Genomic DNA, 16,916 nt, shown 5'->3' on the forward strand with positions numbered 1-16,916 from the left:
TCAGGGCTCACGCCATCGAAGATGGTTCAGTCTCAGGCCACCTCGCGCCGTTGTTCCAGTAGTCCTGGATTTCCTCAAGCGAACGACCAGAGGTTTCCGGGGCGTATCGCAGCAGGAATAGCAGCGCAAGGACGAGGAGTCCGCCATATACGCCGAAGGTTCCAGCAAGCCCGATGCCGTCGAGCATCACAGCTCCTAGTTGAGCAGTGATCGCATTGGCGACCAAGTCGGCGGTGAGCACCAAGGACGCACCGAGTGACCGGTAACGAGCCGGGAAGATCTCACCTGCATAAACCCATACGATTGAACCGAATCCGAAGGTGAATCCCATCGTAAACAAGGACATGCCGATGAGGCCCATAACACCGGCTGCGGTGCCCTCGAAGCCGCTCACCAGATAGGTCACGATGAGAATAATCGTCGCAACGATCATCGTAGATATTCCCGTAATGAGTACAAAACGACGTCCCACCTTGTCGATAACCAGCATAGAGACGACAACACTTATCAACGACAGGAACTGAACCAGGGACGGCACAAGGTAGGTCGTCGCGGTATCCGTGAACCCCATTCGAGAATAGATGCCAGGCGCATAATAAATAGTGGCATTGATCCCGGTGATCTGAATTGAGAATCCTAGTACAATGGCAAAAATAGCGGTTCTGGCCATGCCGCCATGGAACATCTCACGCAATCGCCCCCACACAGATCCGGCGGGTTGGGACGACAACGAGTTTCGGGTCTCGTTGAGACTTGGTTCAACCAATTCTGCTACTTCAATGCGCTCCATTGCACGGCGAGCCTCCTCCTCTCGCCCCTTGAGCATGTACCACGACGGAGTTTCTTCAGTGCGAAACAGCATCAACAGGACGATGAATGCCGGGACGGCTGCCACACCGAGAATCCAACGCCATGTGTCCGTGGGCAGCAACAAGTACCCGACAAGGTAACCCAAAATAATTCCGATAACACACGTCACCTGATACGCAGTCGCCAACCCGCCGCGCCGCGATGCCGGAGCGGATTCAGCAATAAACACCGGGACGACTGTAATGGAAAGCCCAATAGTTATTCCCAGGAGAACCCGCATCGCGAGGAACAACCCGGCAGACGGAGAGATGGCAGTCAAAATAGCAAAAACAGTGTAGCCAGCGGCAATAATGATCATCGATTTCTTGCGTCCAATGGCATTAGCCATGGGGCCGCCGAGAATAGCGCCAGCTATTTGACCCACGACCGACGCCGTGTTGATGGCACCATAGATACCAAAGTCCCGCTTCACGAACTGCAACGCAGCAGCGGTGTTAGAAATATCATAACCGTAGGTAATTCCCAGAGCTGCTGCTGTCACCGCCATGAAGACAGCCCTACGCATCTGGCTACCGTCCACGGCACCATCTGTCTCGTATCCGCCTGCCTTGACATTCCCCTGCGCAGGATCACTCGACGCCATATATTCCCTTTCTCCGAGCACTGAACTTCACGCACGCAATAACCGACCCGGCCATCCCCCTAACACTACAGTTAACGGTCGTCATCCCGCTTCCCCGCGCCGCGCATCGAGTTTCTCTTGCCATCACACTTACCGTCCGGGAAGCTAGGCTCACGTTATGAACGTCATGATTCCAGTTCGCCCGGACGGCTCGGTGGAGCCCCGATTCGGCAAGGCACCCATGGTGGCCGTCGCACAGGTCGACGACAACGGTCACGTCACGCAGTGGCAGACCTTCGAGGTGGAATGGGACCGCCTCCACGACGAGGGCACCGAGGGCAGTCATCACGCTCGCATCGTCCGTTTCCTGCGCGAACACGAGGTCGTGGCATGCGTGGCCACTCACGCCGGAATGGGGATGCAGCGCACGTTGGCAGCGATGAAGGTTCCGCTGCTGCCAGCAACCCTCCCCGACGCCCGGGAATCAGTCGAACAGGCGATGGTCGCCGCCTGCGCCGCCGTCAAGGATGAGGCGGAGTGATGAGAGCAGCTGTGATCGGCGCTGGAGCCATCGGCGCTTTTTACGGTGGCGTGTTGGCCGACGCCGGGGCCGACGTCTCCTTCGTCGCCCGTGGCAAGACCTTGGAAGCCATTCGCGAGCACGGACTGCGCATCGTCGGCAACACCGAGGTGACCCTCGATGTTCCCGCCACTGACAACTCTGCCGAGATCGGACAGGTCGATGTCGTGCTCATGTGTACCAAGACCTTCCAGGTAGCCGATGCCGCTCGTACCCACCTGTCTGCTCTCATGGGACCCGACACCCTCGTCGTCACGACCCAGAATGGCGTCATTGCACCTCGGGTGCTGGCTGAGATCATCGGCGCCGAGCACGTGGCCCCCGGTGTCTGCAGGGAATGGGTCAAGATCGTCGAGCCAGGCCTCATCATGGATCTGGGCGGGCCTCGCATGTTGGAGGTCTCGACGATGGACGACTCCCCCAATCCGATCATCGATGAGTTGCGAGCTGCCTGCGAAACGGCCAGCATCGTCTCCCCCGTCATCGACGACATCACCACCACGCTGTGGGTCAAGATGTGTTCCGTCGTTCCCCAGGGAGCCTGTGGAGCCGTCCTCGACGTCGCTCTGGGCGATCTACTCAGCACCTATCGCGACACCTTCGCCCGGTGTATTGACGAGACGGTGCATGTCGCTCGTGGGCACGGGGCCAAGATCGCCGACGACTTCGTCGAGAAGAACCTCAGGTTCCTCGCCGGACAGGATCCTGCCTCGACGACCTCATTCCAACGCGACATCCTTGCCGGTCGCCCCAGCGAGTATGCCGCCCAGGTCGGAGCCGTTCCCGGACTGGGTGACGAGGTGGGCGTCGACACCCCCGTCAATGATGTCATTGCCACTGTGCTGGGACGTCGGGAGGCCGCCAATCGGGCCTGATTCGAGACACACACCGGGTTTTGGAGGAACCCCCCTGTCCCTTTGTGAAAACCCCACAAAGGCAACCGTGGGTACTTCGTCGGTTCCATGTCTCGCCTCAGGGCCTGTCAGGGGGCAAAGTGGGAACGTGCTTGCAATCGTCGCTCCGGGCCAGGGAGCCCAGAAACCAGGATTCCTGTCGGACTGGATGTCCGACCCCACCTTCTCTGACCACCTCGCGTGGTTGTCAGCGGTGGCCGACATCGATCTGGTGACCCACGGCACGACCTCCGACGAGGCGACCATCAAGGACACCGCTGTCGCCCAGCCGCTGCTCGTCGCCGCCGCGCTGGCGACCGCCTGGTCGGTCGATCCCGAGATCTTCTCCAAGGCGGACCTACTGGCCGGACACTCGGTCGGCGAAATCGCTGCCGGCGCTGCCGCTGGTGCTTTCTCGGCCGAAGCCGCGATGGTTCTCGTCCGTGAGCGCGGCCGAGCCATGGCAGAGGCTGCTTCTCGCACCGCGACCTCGATGACCGCCGTCATCGGTGGCAAACCTGACGAGGTCCTGGCGGCCATCGAGGCTGCGGGCCTCACCCCGGCCAACCACAATGGCAAGGGCCAGATCGTCGCGGCCGGAACCGTCGAGCAGCTCGAGGCCTTCGCCGCTGAGCCGCCGGCTCGTACCCGACTCTTCCCGCTCTCGGTCGCCGGCGCCTTCCACACCGTTCACATGGAGCCTGCCGTCGACCACCTGCGCGAGGTCGCCGCGGCCATGCCGACGACCACCCCGTCGGTTGCCCTGCTGTCGAACCGCGACGGTGTCGTCGTCACGGACGGACGCGAGTTCGCTGATCGTCTTGTCAACCAGGTTGCCCACCCGGTGCGTTGGGACCTGTGCATGGACACCATGGCCGAGCGCGGCATCACCGGTCTGCTTGAACTCACCCCGGCTGGCACCCTGACGGGTATCGCCAAGCGCAACCTCGGGAATGTTGAGCTGTTCAACCTCAACACCCCAGACCAGATTCCGGCTGCCCGCGATTTCATCGCGGCCCATGCTGGCAAGGAGAATGCATGACAGCCATCAAGCCCCGCCCGGCGGACAGGTACTCGAAGTTCTTGTCCACCGGGTCAGTCCGCGGTTCGCGGGTCGTCACCAACGAGGAAATGTGCACCATGATCGACTCCACCCCGGAGTGGATCGAACAACGCACCGGTATCACCGAGCGTCGTTGGGGTACCGAGTCCGAGACCGTGTTGTCGATGGGCGCCGAGGCCGCTCGCACCGCCCTTGAGCGTTCCGGCCTCGAGACCTCGCAGATCGACGCCATCATCGTCGCGACCGTATCGCATCATCGTCCCTCCCCGAGCCTGGCGACCTACATCGCTCGCGAGCTCGGCCTGGGCAACGCCGCAGCCTTCGACCTCAACGGCGCCTGCGCGGGATTCTGCTACTCGACCGCTCTGGCCGACTCGATGATCCGCACCGGATCGTCGAACAACGTGCTCGTCGTCGGCGTCGAGAAGCTCTCCGAGATGACCAACCTCGATGATCGCTCCACTGCCTTCCTCTTCTCCGACGGCGCAGGGGCTGCAATCATCGGCGCGAGCGACGAGCCGGGAATCGGTCCGGTCATCTGGGGATCGCGCTCTGACCAGCTCAAGACCATCGAGATCGAAGACTGGGCAAGCGCCAGCGCCGATCCCAAGAAGGTCCACCCCCTCATCCACATGGAGGGCCGCGCGGTCTTCAAGTGGGCCATGACCGACGTCGCCAAGCGCTCCGCCGAAGCGGTGGCCGCGGCCGGGATCACCCCCGAAACCCTCGACGTCTTCATCCCGCACCAGGCCAATGATCGCATCACCGACGTCATCTGCCGTCACCTCAAGCTGCCCGAGTCGGTGACCATCTGCCACGACATCGCTGACATGGGGAATACCTCCGCCGCGTCCGTGCCGATCGCCATCGACCGTATGCTTCAGCGTGGGGAGGCCCACAGCGGCGACCTCGCCCTCATCATCGGTTTCGGAGCCGGACTGGTGTACGCCGGTCAGGTCATCCGGCTCCCCTGAGACCCATACTCATGACACGAACACCACCCACACACTTCGGGTCGATGGCCCGGGGAAATCACGAGAAAAGGAACAATCATCATGGCCGACAAAGACCAGATCCTCGCCGACATGGCTGACATCGTCAACGACATCACCGGTGTCGACCAGTCCGAGGTCACCCTTGAGAAGTCCTTCGTCGACGACCTCGACGTCGACTCCCTCTCCATGGTCGAGATCATCTACGCCTGCGACGAGAAGTTCGGCGTCGAGATCCCCGACGAGGAGTCCAAGAACATCAAGACCGTTGGCGACGCTGTCAACTACATCATCGAGCACAAGGGCTGATTCCAGGGTGTCCGGGGCGGATGAGTCCCGGACACCGGCCCGCACCAACCCATCACCGACACTGGAGAACTCATGAGCGACGTCGTCATCACTGGTTTCGGGGCCACCACACCGTTGGGACCCGATGCCCCCACCACATGGCAGGGGCTGCTGGAAGGTCGAAACGGGGTGCACACCCTGGACTTCGACTGGATGGACGACGTGCCGGTCAAGTTCGCCGCATCAGCGGTGGACGAGCCGACGAACCACATCCCGCGCCCGCAGGCTCGCCGACTGGACCGTTCCAGCCAGCTTGCCCTGGTGGCAGCCAAGGAGGCCTGGGCCGACGCCGACCTGAAGCTTCCCGAGCCCGGCGACGATACCGGTGACTCCAACGGCATCGACCCCGAGCGTCTGGTGGTCTGCTGCGCCACCGGTATCGGAGGCCTGCATTCGCTGCTCGGCCAGTGGGACATCCAGAAGGACAAGGGGTTCAAGCGGGTCAGTCCGTTCACCGTCCCGATGCTCATGGCCAACGCGCCGGCCGCCAACATCGGTCTGCTGGTGCATGCCAAGGCAGGCGTCCACACCCCGGTGTCGGCCTGTGCCTCCTCATCGGAGGCCATCTCTCTCGGTCTGGACCAGATCCGTCTGGGACGTGCCGACATCGCCGTCGTCGGTGGCGCCGAGGCCATCATCCACCCGCTGCCGGTGGCCGCCTTCGCCCAGATGAAGGCGCTGTCGACCCGCAATGACGACCCCGAGCACGCATCCCGTCCCTGGGACGTCGACCGTGACGGATTCGTCATTGGTGAGGGTGCCGCAATCATGGTCATCGAGACTGAGGAGCACGCCAAGGCCCGCGGTGCCAAGGTCTACGGCACCCTGGCCGGATCGGGCATCTCCGCCGACTCCCACGACATCGTCCAGCCCGATCCGACCGGTTCAGGTCAGGCCTCCGCGATGCGCAAGGCCCTCCACTCGGCTGGGCTTTCCCCCTCTGACGTCAACCACGTCAACGCCCACGCCACCTCGACCCCGCTCGGCGACACTGCTGAGGCTCACTCCATCGCCTCGGTGCTCGGAGACGCCACCGATCAGGTGCTCGTCACGGGTACCAAGTCGATGACCGGGCACCTGCTCGGTGGAGCCGGCGCTCTGGAGTCCTTCGCCTCGGTAATGGCCCTGCTGGACCACAAGGTTCCCGGCACCATCAACATCAACCAGCTCGAGGAAGGGCTCAAGGTCAACATCGTCACCAGGACGACTGATCTGCCCGTCGGAGACCTCGTCGCCCTCAACAACTCCTTCGGGTTCGGCGGACACAACGTCACCCTGGCGTTCACCAACGCCAACGCCACCCGCTGATTCAATCGCACCAGGCCCCGGTCACCGTTCGTGACCGGGGCCTCGTCATGTCTCAGGAGTCAGCCGACCTCACGAGCAAGCCACGAGACGTCCAGGGACGGGTCACAGGCCCGGTAGGCCTCCAGCTCGACGTCCCACGGCTCACCAAGCAGGTCACAGATCTCGTCCTCGAGACGAAGTCCTGTCCTTCGTGCCGCGGTCACGGCGGCTCGCAACCTCATCTCGTCGACGAGAACCGAACCGGCCTCGTCCGTGTGGGCGGAGAAAATACCCAGGCTCGGTGTCAGGCTCCAACGATGCGGAACGGCACCGGTCTCCACCGTCATCTCGACGCGTACCCGCTGCCATGCCGCCAGGGTGGAGATGAACTTGCCGGCATCGACGACGTCCCCGCGCCACGGCGTCTCTGTACGCCACGTCCCGGGTTCCACCGGCTGGCTGGTCCAGCGCAGCGGCACGGGCACGGCGAAAGCGGCATCGGCGGCCCATTCGATGTGGCTGCGCAATGCCGTCGGTGCCGAGTGGATGAAGAGGGTTCCACTGGCCAGCTGTGTTGTTTCCACGGTCGTCCTCCCGGTACCACGTGCCTTCCCCTGCAGCGGTACGGACGGACACCTCAACCATAGACGACCGGATTCAGGGACGCCAGATCTCCGCGGGATCGGTCCTGGCACCGAAGATGTCGGTGCCGATACGCACCTGGGTGGATCCGTGGGCGACCGCGATTTCCAGATCTCCTGACATTCCCATGGACAGTTCTGACCAGTCGGAGACCTCGTTGACCTCCTGGCGCAGCTTCTCCTGCACCCCAACCACGACGTCGAAGCAATCAGCCACCGCCTTCGGCTCGGAACTGTTGAGGGCCACCGTCATGAGGCCTCGCACGTCCAAGGAGTCAAAAGCCGCCAATTCCTTGGCGAAGTTCACCGCCTCGTCAGGGGCGATACCGGACTTCTGGGGCTCGACCGAGGAATTCACCTGCACCAATACCCGAAGCTGGCGTCCTTCCTTCTGCAACCTCTTGTCGAGTTCGCGAGCCACCTTGAGGGAGTCTAAGGCCTGGAACTCGGTGGCGAATCGGGCGACATATTTTGCCTTGTTGGTCTGCAGACCGCCGATGACGGCCCACTCCAGCCCGGGGTGATCGGCGTCCATGAGTTCTGACTTCGCCAGGGCGTCCTGCACCTTGTTCTCCCCGAAGAGTCGGTACCCCGCCTCGTAGGCTTCTTCCACCATGCTGGGAGGCTTGGTCTTGGACACCGGCAGCAGGGATACCTCGCCGGGGTCGCGATCACAGGCCCGGCAGGCGTCGTCAATGCGGGTACGTACAGCCGTCAGATTGTCGGCCACACTCATGGTGACTCCTTCTACGAAGACATCGAAGAATCTACTCCCGATCAGGACGACAAATCAGGGCCACCGGGCACACAAGCTGATGACGGAAGCCGCCGTCAACACCATGAGGGCCAGAGCGACGCCAACATATTTGTCGGTAACCTCGCCGAAGACCTTCTCGTAGCCGACCGACTGAGCGATCGACTTGTAGACGTCGGAGAGCTGACCCAAGGATTCCGCCGAGAACTTCTCTCCTCCGGACGCTTTCGCCACTGCGGCGAGTTCATAGTGGTTGACTGGAACGGCCTGGCGCTGGCCCCCCTGAACGACATATCCGTTGGCGGTTCCGTAAGCGATGGTGTACACCGGCACATGCTCGCGTGCGGCTTCCTTGGCGGCGTCAAGGGAGGGACGCCCAATGTTGGTGGCGCCGTCCGACAACAGCACGACTGCCGCAGGAGGCTTACGTCCAGGATGCTTCGGGTCATCCGGCACCAGTTTCAAGGCGTTGAGGGAGGAATAGATCCCATCGCCGATGGCGGTGGACGGCATCACCTGGAGGTTGGAGATCGCGGTCGACACCGCAGTCCGGTCGGTGGTGGGAGGCACCACGATCTGCGCGGAGGCCGCGAACTTCACCAGCGAGACATTGAATCGTGGCGGCAGGTCGCCGACGAACTCCTTGGCCGCGGTCTTGGCCGCAGAAAGCCGGGACGGATCGACGTCGGTGGACACCATGGACCGTGAGACGTCCATGGCGACGACGACCGTCGCTCGATCTCGTGGCACCTCGTGGTAGGCCTTGGGCTGGGCGAAGGCCAACACCATGGTCGCCATCGACACCACCGACAGCCCCATCGCCACATGCTGCTTCCATGGGCGGGAGCTGGACAACAGCCTCTTGAGTTCATTGCCGCCCTGCTGCGGCTGGCGACGCCACATGACGACAATCAGATAGACGACGAGGAACGCAAGCGGCACCAGCAGCCACCAGAGGCGTCCCGGACGTCCGAAAGCGATGAGTGTCATCACGGCCATCCCACCGCCACCGACAGCGTCGCCAACCCTGAGACGACGGCGAAGCAGAAGGCATAGAAGGCCCAGGTTGCCGTCACCTCCTTCTTGACCGGTTCGTAACCCACCGAGGAGTGCACCTGCTCGTAGACCTCCTGGAGCTTGTCAGCCGAGTCCGCGGACCAGGACCGACCGTCAGTACGGTCAGCGATGGCCGACAGGAGCTTGGTGTCGGGAGCGACCCTTTCCCGATTCCCGTCGAGATCGACGTAGCCGGTCTCGGTGCCGAAGGCAATGGTGTACACCGGCACCTTGGCTGCGGCAGCACGAGTGGCGGCAACCATCGGCGACCCGCCCTGGGTGTTGCCGCCGTCGCTGAGCATGACGATCGCTGCCGGAATGGGATCCTTGGAGTCCTTGGCTCCCGGAGCCATCTTGACAGCCTCGATGGACTTGTCGATGGCCCCGCCAAGAGCGGTACCGTCCTGCAGCTCAATACCGTCGACGGCACGCAGTACGGTGGGTCGGTCGGTCGAGGGGGGCATCCGAATCTCGGAATGCTCGGAGATGCTCACCACCGAGACGTTGAACCCCTCCGGAAGGCTGTTGATGAAGTCCTTGGCCTTGGCCTTGGCAGCTGCGAGACGATTGGGCGAGACGTCCTCGGCCTTCATGGACAAGGAGGCGTCGATGGCGACCACGATCGTGGCGCGATCGCGCGGCACCTTCTCGATGCCCATCGGACGGGCCCACGCGAAGATGGTCGTCGCCAGGCACAGCAGCGCGGCAGCAACGGCGATGTGTCTCTTCCACTGCGGCTGCCTGCTCATCACCGAACCGAGGATCGCGGTATTGGTGAACCTCATCGCGGTTGAGCGACTGCGGTGCAGTGCCCAGATGTAGAAGATCAACAGCGCCGGGATGATCAACAGCAGCCACAGGACCCACGGGGTCTTGACCTCAGGCAGACCCAGGAACAATGGCGTCACTTCGTCACCCCCTGCGGAGGCTGATGCAGGATAGCCGCAGTGCGGCGGTACCCGAGCACGAAGCGGGCAATGTCGGTGACCCAGTCGGAGTCGGTGCGTAATTGCAGATGACCGGCTCCAGCTCGGCGAATGGCAGCCGCGACCCGCTCGCGCTGAGCCCGGGAAGCCGCATTCATGCGCTCCCGGGTGGCCTTGTCGGCGGTATCGACGTAGTGGGCGAAGGAGGTTTCTGGATCTCGCACCATGACATCACCCACGTCAGGGAAATCAACCTCGGCAGCGTCAACGACCTCGATGCACAGCACCTGGTTGCGCACCGAGAGCCTTCGCAGGGACCGTTCCCAGTCGGGGCGGTTGTTGGGGTCGAGCGTGTTGTCGCCCGGGGAGAGGAAGTCCGAGACGACCACCTTCATGCCTCGGCGTCGGCCCGATGCAGCCAGGTTCTCGATCCCCTTGGCCAGGATCATGTCACCAGCTGCATTGTCGGCGACGATCGGTTCGGTCAGCATCGAGCGCAACAAGCCGTAGAGGGCAGTTCTGCCAGAGCGCGCTGGCAGACGACGCACTGAATCCGGACGCATGATGAGGCCACCGAATCGGTCCCCCATCCGCTGGGACAGGAATCCGATGGTGGCAACCGCTGCGATCCCCAGATCACGCTTGGTCATGGACACGGTGCCCCAGTTCATCGACCCGGTGACGTCCAGCAGGGCCCACACCTCGAGCTCGCGATCAGCGATGGTCTCTCGTACATGTGGAACGGTGGTACGAGCGGTGACGGCCCAGTCCATCATGCGCACGTCGTCCTGGCCGGGCTCGTAGGGGCGGGCATCATTGACGTCAGCCCCGGTGCCCGGGAGCAGACCGAGGTGGTCACCATGCAGGAAACCCTCCAGACGACGCACGATCGTCAGCTCCAGTCGGCGCAACGCAGCCTCGGGGGCGAGCTGATTGAGCGGCAGGGTCGCCCCGGTGGGCGGACTCACCAGGGTCTGCGCCACCGACGGTGGCTGCGGATCGCGAAATGTCGGTCGCGTCATGGGGACGCCTCAGTGCTGGACAGGCGGAGTCGTCGGAGCGGGGTACTGGCCCAAGTCGTCGGGGTGGCTGTGCTGCTGGTGGGCGGCCTGGCGCTGCTCCTCGTTCCATACCGGGGTGGGCGGCGGAACCATGGCGACAACCCGCTCGATGGCGTCCGAGGCCGAGACGTTGTCAGCGATGGCGTCGAAGCTGAGCACCAGACGGTGGGCCATGACGTCGACGGCGACGGCCTGGACGTCGGTGGGAAGGACGTAGTCACGACCATGAACGAGGGCCAGGGCACGCGCAGCGGCAATCAGACCGAGGGTGGCGCGTGGTGAGCAGCCGATCTGGATGACGTTGGCGAGGTCCGGCATCCCGAAATCGCCCGGATTACGGGTGGCCAGCACCAGCCGGACCACGTATTCAGCGACGAGGTTGTGAACAAAGACGTCGGAGGCCATGTCCTGCAGGGCTATGACGGTCTCGGGAGTCAGCACCTGCTGGGGCTCGGGAGCCTTGACGCTCATCCGGCGCAGGATCTCGAACTCCTCGTTGCCTCGCGGGTAGGGAACGTCGATCTTGAGTAGGAAACGGTCGCGCTGGGCTTCCGGGAGCGGGTAGACGCCCTCAGACTCCACCGGGTTCTGGGTGGCAATGACGCTGAAGGGGTGCGGGGCCGGGAAGGTCTGTCCTGCGATGGACACTTGCTTCTCGGCCATGAGCTCGAGCATCGCCGACTGGACCTTGGCCGGAGCTCGGTTGATCTCGTCGGCCAGCACGAAGTTGACGAAGACCGGGCCGAGCTCGATGTCGAAGGTCTCCTTGGAGGCCGAGTAGATGCGGGTGCCGACGATGTCGGAGGGGACGAGGTCCGGGGTGAACTGCACTCGGGCGAAGTTACCGCCGAGGACCGTCGCGAAGGAGCGCACCGCCAAGGTCTTGGCGACACCGGGAACACCTTCCAGAAGGATGTGGCCCTTGGCCAGCACACCGACCATGAGCTGTTCGACCATGCGTTCCTGGCCGACGATGACCCGCTGGACCTGCCCGATGGCCTGCCCGATGAGGCGAGCGGCCTCGTCATTGGACATCGGGGCGTCCTGGTTGCCCTTGCCGATGTCCTGACCATCCGAGTAGTGCTGGGTGCTCACTGACGTCTCCTGCCTGGTTTGCGCATGACCCGTGACGGGCCCGCACTCACGATACCGTCAGAGTGCCGCAGCCCAAGAACGGTGAGAAATCACCAAGTGCGAACGCCTGTCGTTCGGAGGTCACGGCTGGAATGTGGTGAGATGGTGGGCGATGTCGAGTAACCCGTGGCCCATCGAGGCCCTGCCACTGGAACCGTGCGACCCACCGAGGATCGACGAGTTCTGGCTCGATGTCCGTGTTCTCGCGATGGCCTCGGGCACTGTGTTCCGGGCCCATGATGACGACGGCCGGGCCGTCCTCATCATTCTGTTGTCCCATGGCGCCGCGAGTGATCCGGCTTCCTGGGACCGGTTGGCGGGGGAGGTCAACCACCTGCACTCCGAGACCGTCATTGCTCGCGGTGGCGCGGGACAGAACTCTGGACGCTTGGGCGAGTTGTACCGCCCTGTGACTGGTCCGGACGGGGCTGGCGGTGAGTCCCTGGCCCCGTGGGTGGCCTTGGTCCATGACGGGTCGGCAGCAGCGGTGGCCGAGGCCCGACGCATCCTGGAAGCCGTCGACATGTCGGCCCTCTCGGGATCGTCAGTTGCAGGCCCGAATTTCCGGTTGCACTGGATCGACGACACCCTTCCCGGCCGGGTGCGCGCCTGGCCGCTGCCGTGGCCGGGTCGTCGTGACAGGGTCGGCTGGTCGACGACTGTGGTGGCATGGCTGCTCACAATCTTCATCGCCCTGACTGGTCTGCTCATCGCGGTGCTGTTGTTCCAGAACGTGCCGCCCACTCCCCCGCCTCCACCGGTTCCGACCTCTGCCTCGTCGAGTAGTTCTGCCAACAGTTCTTCGAGTCCCGGCCCGAGCCAAGGATCGAGCCAGAGCGCGTCTCCGTCGAACAGCAGCGGGTCGAACAGTGCCACGCCGAGCGAGTCGCAGTCCCCGTCAACGGGTAGGAGCGCATCGCCGAGCATGTCGAACAACCCATCAAGGAGTCCGTCGCGCACCCCGTCGATGCAGTCGCCGGGAGCCGGCACCGGTACGTCGTCGGGATCTCCGACCGGGCGAGGAAGGTTGTGATGGTCTCACTCATCGCCACTGATTTGGACGGCACCTTTCTGGGCGCTGACAAGATGCCCAGCGCCGAGAACACCGAGGCGATGCTCGCTGCGGCCGAGACAGGGGTCCACGTCGTCTTCGCCACTGGACGGCCCTACCGCTGGTTGACGGTTCTCGACCCGTTCCGCTCAATCCATCCGACCCTGCTGGCCTCAAATGGGGCGGTGAGCGTCGATGCCACGACCGGCGAGGTCCTCCATGACATCTTCATGAGCCCCACCAGCGTCGCCGAGATCATTGCCGATGTCCGCGAGGCTCTGCCTGAAGCTCTGTTCTGCACCGAGGAGGCCACCCAGTGGTTCGCCGACGAGGGATTCGATCGCTGGCAGATTGGCGGCCCTCCGGACGGCGAGGGGCCGATCGAGAACTTCCTGGGAGGCGATCGCCGCATCGTCAAGCTGTTGGTGCGTACCTTCAACTTCCCCAGCGACAGGCTCTTCGACGTCGTCAATCCCATCGTGGGCGACCGCGGCACGGCGACTTTTTCCGCCACCATGACGAACGGTCTCGTGGAGATCGCGGCTCCCGGGGTTTCGAAGGGAATGGCGTTGGCCCAGGTTTGTCAAGATCTCGGCATTGACCCGTCTGACGCCGCAGCTTTTGGTGATATGCCCAACGATCTCACCATGCTGGAGTTAGTGGGGCATCCGTATGTCGTCTCGGACGCCCACCCAACATTGCGTGATCGTGGATTCCCCATCATCGGAAACCATGACGAGTCTGCGGTGGGACGACAGATACGGATTTTGCTGGGTTGATTCGCGTCATCGCCAATCCAATGCGGCCCTCATGCCTACGAGCCATAACCGCCATGACATCGTTAGCGCTGGTTGCCAGGATGGCAACCAGCGCTAACAGGACTCATCGCACCAATGAAGCAGCAGCGATAACGATCACTGGATGAACCCCGGCACGTATACGCAGCGGATGGCCTTGGCCTTGTCAGGAAGCAACGTGTTGAAGACGACCTGGAAGGCAACGGGGTCATAGGTGAACCCGAAATGATCAGTGTGGTCCTTGGCACACACTGATTGCATGGTGATGTTCGTTACTCCAGACTCACGGATGAATGCGTTGGTGTATGGAGTCACCACATCGTCATACTTGGTACTGATGACGGTGTACCGGACACCCGGTGCGGTCATCCCACCGTCATTGAGTTCACCCAGGAAGCGAGAGCCCGCAAGCTGCTGCGGAAGCGACTCATAGTTGTGCCTATCCGCATAGTTCTGCAAAGCCCGAGCGCTCAGGCTTCCGGGCCGGTCGAGGCCAACGGAAGTAGCCAAACCGTAGACACTGGTGCCTTTATTGGAGGGGACGAGACCAATCAGATGGTTGACGACCCGGTCTCCTCCAAACCACTTGATATAGGCACGAGGGAGGGGGCCTCCACCCTGGGAATGCCCCACCAGGTCAACCTTTTCGGCTCCGGTCGCTGCCCGTACTTTCTCAACATAGTGGGCCAGGAACGCGGCACTGGAACGAATGTCGCCAGTGGTGGCAGCCCATTCGCGATCAGGGTTCGTTTGAATGTTGTAGTTGAAGGTGAATACGCACAGACCGGCCAATTTGAGCTCAGGCGCGTAATATGACCACGTGGCGAATGCGTCCTCACCGGTGCCCGGGATGAGGACGACGGGTCGAGTACCTGACGCAGGCTTACACGTGAAATCGTTAGCTCCCTTTGGATTCGTACCCACATGCGTGTGTGAATAATGGGAAGCCACCGGCCAGGTGCGAAACTGTGGCCCCGTGCCACTCGACGGGACGCCATCCGGGCTATGCGGAGCAGCGACGCCACCGGGATGATCGGGAGTGATTCCCGAATCCGTAGCCCATGAGGTGCCGGCTGCCATCGTCATCGGTAGCGCAGTAGCTGCCGCAGTGAGGACGGCGAGAACCGACCTACGTAGCTTGGTAGATCTCATGAATGACACTCCTTGTCGATCAATAACCTGACTCCCATGCCCAGGCGACGATCACACTACCGAGGGGATGGTGCATTTCAGTACACCATTGCCAAAACGACCAATTATGTAGCCCCTGAAGTGTCCCAATGTACAGTTTTCCGCTTCACGGCAGACTCATACCCGTCATTTAACTGACACCTGAACATCCGATTGACTGATTTCTTTCATCATGCGAATGAATGACCAGCCCCGACATCTTCATTCCGGGCTCGACGGACGATTTCACACCTCGAAAGCCACGAAACCCATAACCGCAGTGGCGGTTGCTAGCCAGGGACTACCCAGGCAAATTGCAGGATCGTATGAAGTGGGGCGTGCGGGGCTCGAACCCGCGACCCAGGGATTATGAGTCCCCTGCTCTGACCGGCTGAGCTAACGCCCCGAGACGAATGACCACCTTACCGGGTAATGCTGATGGCAGCATCCTCCTCGACCCCGCCATGGCAATGTGATCGTGCTTCATGTCAGCCATCACCAACACTTTTCATCGTCCACCGTCGCCACTCTCCGATAGCATTCAGCGGTGACGTCGTGGTTGGCTGAGACACTCAGCGTGGCAGTCCTCGTCACCGTGATGATCTTCGCCCTCGTCCGTCCGCACGGTCTGCCGGAGGCAACGACCGCGGTGCCGGGAGTTCTGCTGCTGTGCCTCGTCGGAACCATCAGTTGGTCCGATGCCGGCCACCAGGTCACCACCATGGGACCTACCGTCATCTTCCTGGCAGCGGTCCTCGCCCTGTCCGAGCTTGCCCGAGCCGAAGGGGTCTTCCGCTACTCCGGCGAGCTCATGGCCACCCACGCGAGGTCCTCCTCGAATCGCCTTCTGTTGTGGGTCTTCATCGTGGCGTCGGTGACGACGGCGGTTCTCAGCCTCGACGCCACCATCGTCCTGCTGACACCGATCGTCCTGACGACGACGAGACGACTCGAGGCCCGACCTGAACCACACCTGTACGCCACCGCACATCTGGCCAATACGGCGTCCCTGTTGCTGCCGGTGTCCAACCTCACGAACCTGCTAGCGGTGGCAGCCGTGCCCGAACTCACCTTCGGACGCTTCACCGCCGTCATGGCCCTGCCATGGCTGTTATCCATCAGCATCGAATGGTTGGCGATGCACATCGAGTTCCGTGAGGAACTTTCCGGAAAGATCACCGCAGGGGTCGAAAAGCAGCAACGCGCCCCGATCACAGCCCTCATCATCCTCGGACTCACCCTGGCCGGATTCGCGGTGTGCTCGCTGCTGGGGACCGAACCTTTCTGGGCCGCTCTGGGAGGCGTCCTCGCCTTGATGGTGCTGAGTTCCGTCCATCACAGCGGGAACTTCGCAGTCGAGGCCGGACGCGCCCTGCGCGCCACCAAGCCCCTTTTCCTGGCCTTCGTCCTGTGTCTGGGAATCATCGTCGAGGCCGTCGTCGGCAACGGGCTGGGGAACCTTATCGACCATCTCGTCCCCTCCGGCCAGACCTTGCTCAGCCTGCTGGCCGTCGCCGCCATCGCTGCTCTGTTGTCGAACCTCATCAACAACCTGCCCGCAGTGATGGTTCTTCTGCCCTTCGTCTCCCCCGCCGGGTGGGTCGCAGTGCTGGCCATGCTCATCGGGGTCAACATCGGCCCCAACCTCAGCTACGCCGGATCCCTGGCCACCCTCTTGTGGCGTCGCATCATCGGCGACCATGACCGACCTGCCCACATCGGCAGATTCAC

General features: G+C 62.7%; 16 protein-coding genes, 1 tRNA gene and 1 pseudogene. 9 read left to right on the plus strand and 9 right to left on the minus strand.

Features of this window, described 5'->3' with window-relative positions:
- Positions 1–7: 7 nt before the first annotated feature.
- Positions 8–1,453 (minus strand): sugar porter family MFS transporter, encoded by a 1,446-nt coding sequence (locus tag HMPREF9153_RS09540; RefSeq protein ID WP_004811608.1) that lies wholly within the window; start codon positions 1,451–1,453, stop codon positions 8–10.
- A 157-nt stretch (positions 1,454–1,610) separates the two neighbouring features.
- Between HMPREF9153_RS09540 and HMPREF9153_RS09545 the strand changes: the two genes are divergently transcribed.
- The 6 genes from HMPREF9153_RS09545 to HMPREF9153_RS09570 all read left to right on the plus strand — a co-directional run bounded on the left by HMPREF9153_RS09545 (position 1,611) and on the right by HMPREF9153_RS09570 (position 6,616).
- Positions 1,611–1,973, plus strand: a complete 363-nt coding sequence (locus HMPREF9153_RS09545; RefSeq protein ID WP_004811609.1) for a NifB/NifX family molybdenum-iron cluster-binding protein — start codon at positions 1,611–1,613, stop codon at positions 1,971–1,973.
- Positions 1,973–2,887, plus strand: a complete 915-nt coding sequence (locus HMPREF9153_RS09550) for a 2-dehydropantoate 2-reductase (RefSeq protein ID WP_015582846.1) — start codon at positions 1,973–1,975, stop codon at positions 2,885–2,887. Before HMPREF9153_RS09545 ends, HMPREF9153_RS09550 begins: the two co-directional genes overlap by 1 nt.
- Positions 2,888–3,074: 187 nt before the next feature.
- Positions 3,075–3,947, plus strand: a complete 873-nt coding sequence (locus HMPREF9153_RS09555) for an ACP S-malonyltransferase (RefSeq protein WP_036980153.1) — start codon at positions 3,075–3,077, stop codon at positions 3,945–3,947.
- Complete coding sequence (locus HMPREF9153_RS09560; protein WP_004811612.1) at positions 3,944–4,942, plus strand: beta-ketoacyl-ACP synthase III; 999 nt, start codon at positions 3,944–3,946, stop codon at positions 4,940–4,942. The genes HMPREF9153_RS09555 and HMPREF9153_RS09560 overlap by 4 nt, the downstream gene beginning before the upstream one ends.
- 81 nt (positions 4,943–5,023) lie before the next feature.
- Positions 5,024–5,269, plus strand: a complete 246-nt coding sequence (locus HMPREF9153_RS09565) for an acyl carrier protein (RefSeq protein ID WP_004811613.1) — start codon at positions 5,024–5,026, stop codon at positions 5,267–5,269.
- A gap of 72 nt (positions 5,270–5,341) precedes the next feature.
- Entirely contained in the window at positions 5,342–6,616 is a 1,275-nt protein-coding gene (locus HMPREF9153_RS09570; RefSeq protein WP_004811614.1) for a beta-ketoacyl-[acyl-carrier-protein] synthase family protein, read from the plus strand.
- A 59-nt stretch (positions 6,617–6,675) separates the two neighbouring features.
- Here the strand turns inward: HMPREF9153_RS09570 and HMPREF9153_RS09575 are convergent, their stop codons facing one another.
- The 6 genes from HMPREF9153_RS09575 to HMPREF9153_RS09600 form a co-directional block, all read right to left on the minus strand.
- Entirely contained in the window at positions 6,676–7,179 is a 504-nt protein-coding gene (locus tag HMPREF9153_RS09575) for a DUF3145 family protein (protein ID WP_004811615.1), read from the minus strand.
- A 73-nt stretch (positions 7,180–7,252) separates the two neighbouring features.
- Positions 7,253–7,972, minus strand: coding sequence for a YggS family pyridoxal phosphate-dependent enzyme (locus tag HMPREF9153_RS09580; RefSeq protein ID WP_004811616.1), 720 nt, complete (start codon positions 7,970–7,972; stop codon positions 7,253–7,255).
- 54 nt (positions 7,973–8,026) lie between these two features.
- On the minus strand, positions 8,027–8,989 hold the full coding sequence (locus tag HMPREF9153_RS09585) for a VWA domain-containing protein (RefSeq protein ID WP_004811617.1): 963 nt from the start codon (positions 8,987–8,989) through the stop codon (positions 8,027–8,029).
- Positions 8,980–9,954 (minus strand): VWA domain-containing protein, encoded by a 975-nt coding sequence (locus HMPREF9153_RS09590; protein WP_004811618.1) that lies wholly within the window; start codon positions 9,952–9,954, stop codon positions 8,980–8,982. The genes HMPREF9153_RS09585 and HMPREF9153_RS09590 overlap by 10 nt, the downstream gene beginning before the upstream one ends.
- Complete coding sequence (locus tag HMPREF9153_RS09595) at positions 9,951–10,955, minus strand: DUF58 domain-containing protein (protein ID WP_174266671.1); 1,005 nt, start codon at positions 10,953–10,955, stop codon at positions 9,951–9,953. Before HMPREF9153_RS09595 ends, HMPREF9153_RS09590 begins: the two co-directional genes overlap by 4 nt.
- Before the next feature lie 48 nt (positions 10,956–11,003).
- Positions 11,004–12,068, minus strand: a complete 1,065-nt coding sequence (locus HMPREF9153_RS09600; RefSeq protein WP_235044084.1) for an AAA family ATPase — start codon at positions 12,066–12,068, stop codon at positions 11,004–11,006.
- A 211-nt stretch (positions 12,069–12,279) separates the two neighbouring features.
- On the opposite strand from HMPREF9153_RS09600, the gene HMPREF9153_RS09605 reads away from it, so the two are divergent.
- Both HMPREF9153_RS09605 and HMPREF9153_RS09610 read left to right on the plus strand, forming a co-directional pair.
- Positions 12,280–13,200 carry a hypothetical protein gene (locus tag HMPREF9153_RS09605; protein WP_021108574.1) on the plus strand — a complete coding sequence of 307 codons (921 nt, stop codon included), beginning with the start codon at positions 12,280–12,282 and terminating at the stop codon, positions 13,198–13,200.
- Positions 13,200–13,997, plus strand: coding sequence for an HAD hydrolase family protein (locus tag HMPREF9153_RS09610; protein ID WP_004811622.1), 798 nt, complete (start codon positions 13,200–13,202; stop codon positions 13,995–13,997). The genes HMPREF9153_RS09605 and HMPREF9153_RS09610 overlap by 1 nt, the downstream gene beginning before the upstream one ends.
- Positions 13,998–14,132: 135 nt before the next feature.
- Here the strand turns inward: HMPREF9153_RS09610 and HMPREF9153_RS09615 are convergent, their stop codons facing one another.
- Both HMPREF9153_RS09615 and HMPREF9153_RS09620 read right to left on the minus strand, forming a co-directional pair.
- Positions 14,133–15,167 carry an esterase/lipase family protein gene (locus tag HMPREF9153_RS09615; protein ID WP_004811623.1) on the minus strand — a complete coding sequence of 345 codons (1,035 nt, stop codon included), beginning with the start codon at positions 15,165–15,167 and terminating at the stop codon, positions 14,133–14,135.
- Between the two features lie 350 nt (positions 15,168–15,517).
- Positions 15,518–15,591: transfer RNA gene (locus tag HMPREF9153_RS09620), tRNA-Ile, on the minus strand.
- A 192-nt stretch (positions 15,592–15,783) separates the two neighbouring features.
- Between HMPREF9153_RS09620 and HMPREF9153_RS09625 the strand changes: the two are divergent.
- A pseudogene (locus HMPREF9153_RS09625) lies at positions 15,784–16,911 on the plus strand (SLC13 family permease); the annotation flags it as partial.
- Positions 16,912–16,916 lie beyond the last annotated feature (5 nt).

Source organism: Cutibacterium avidum ATCC 25577 (assembly GCF_000227295.1).
Taxonomy (GTDB): domain Bacteria; phylum Actinomycetota; class Actinomycetes; order Propionibacteriales; family Propionibacteriaceae; genus Cutibacterium; species Cutibacterium avidum.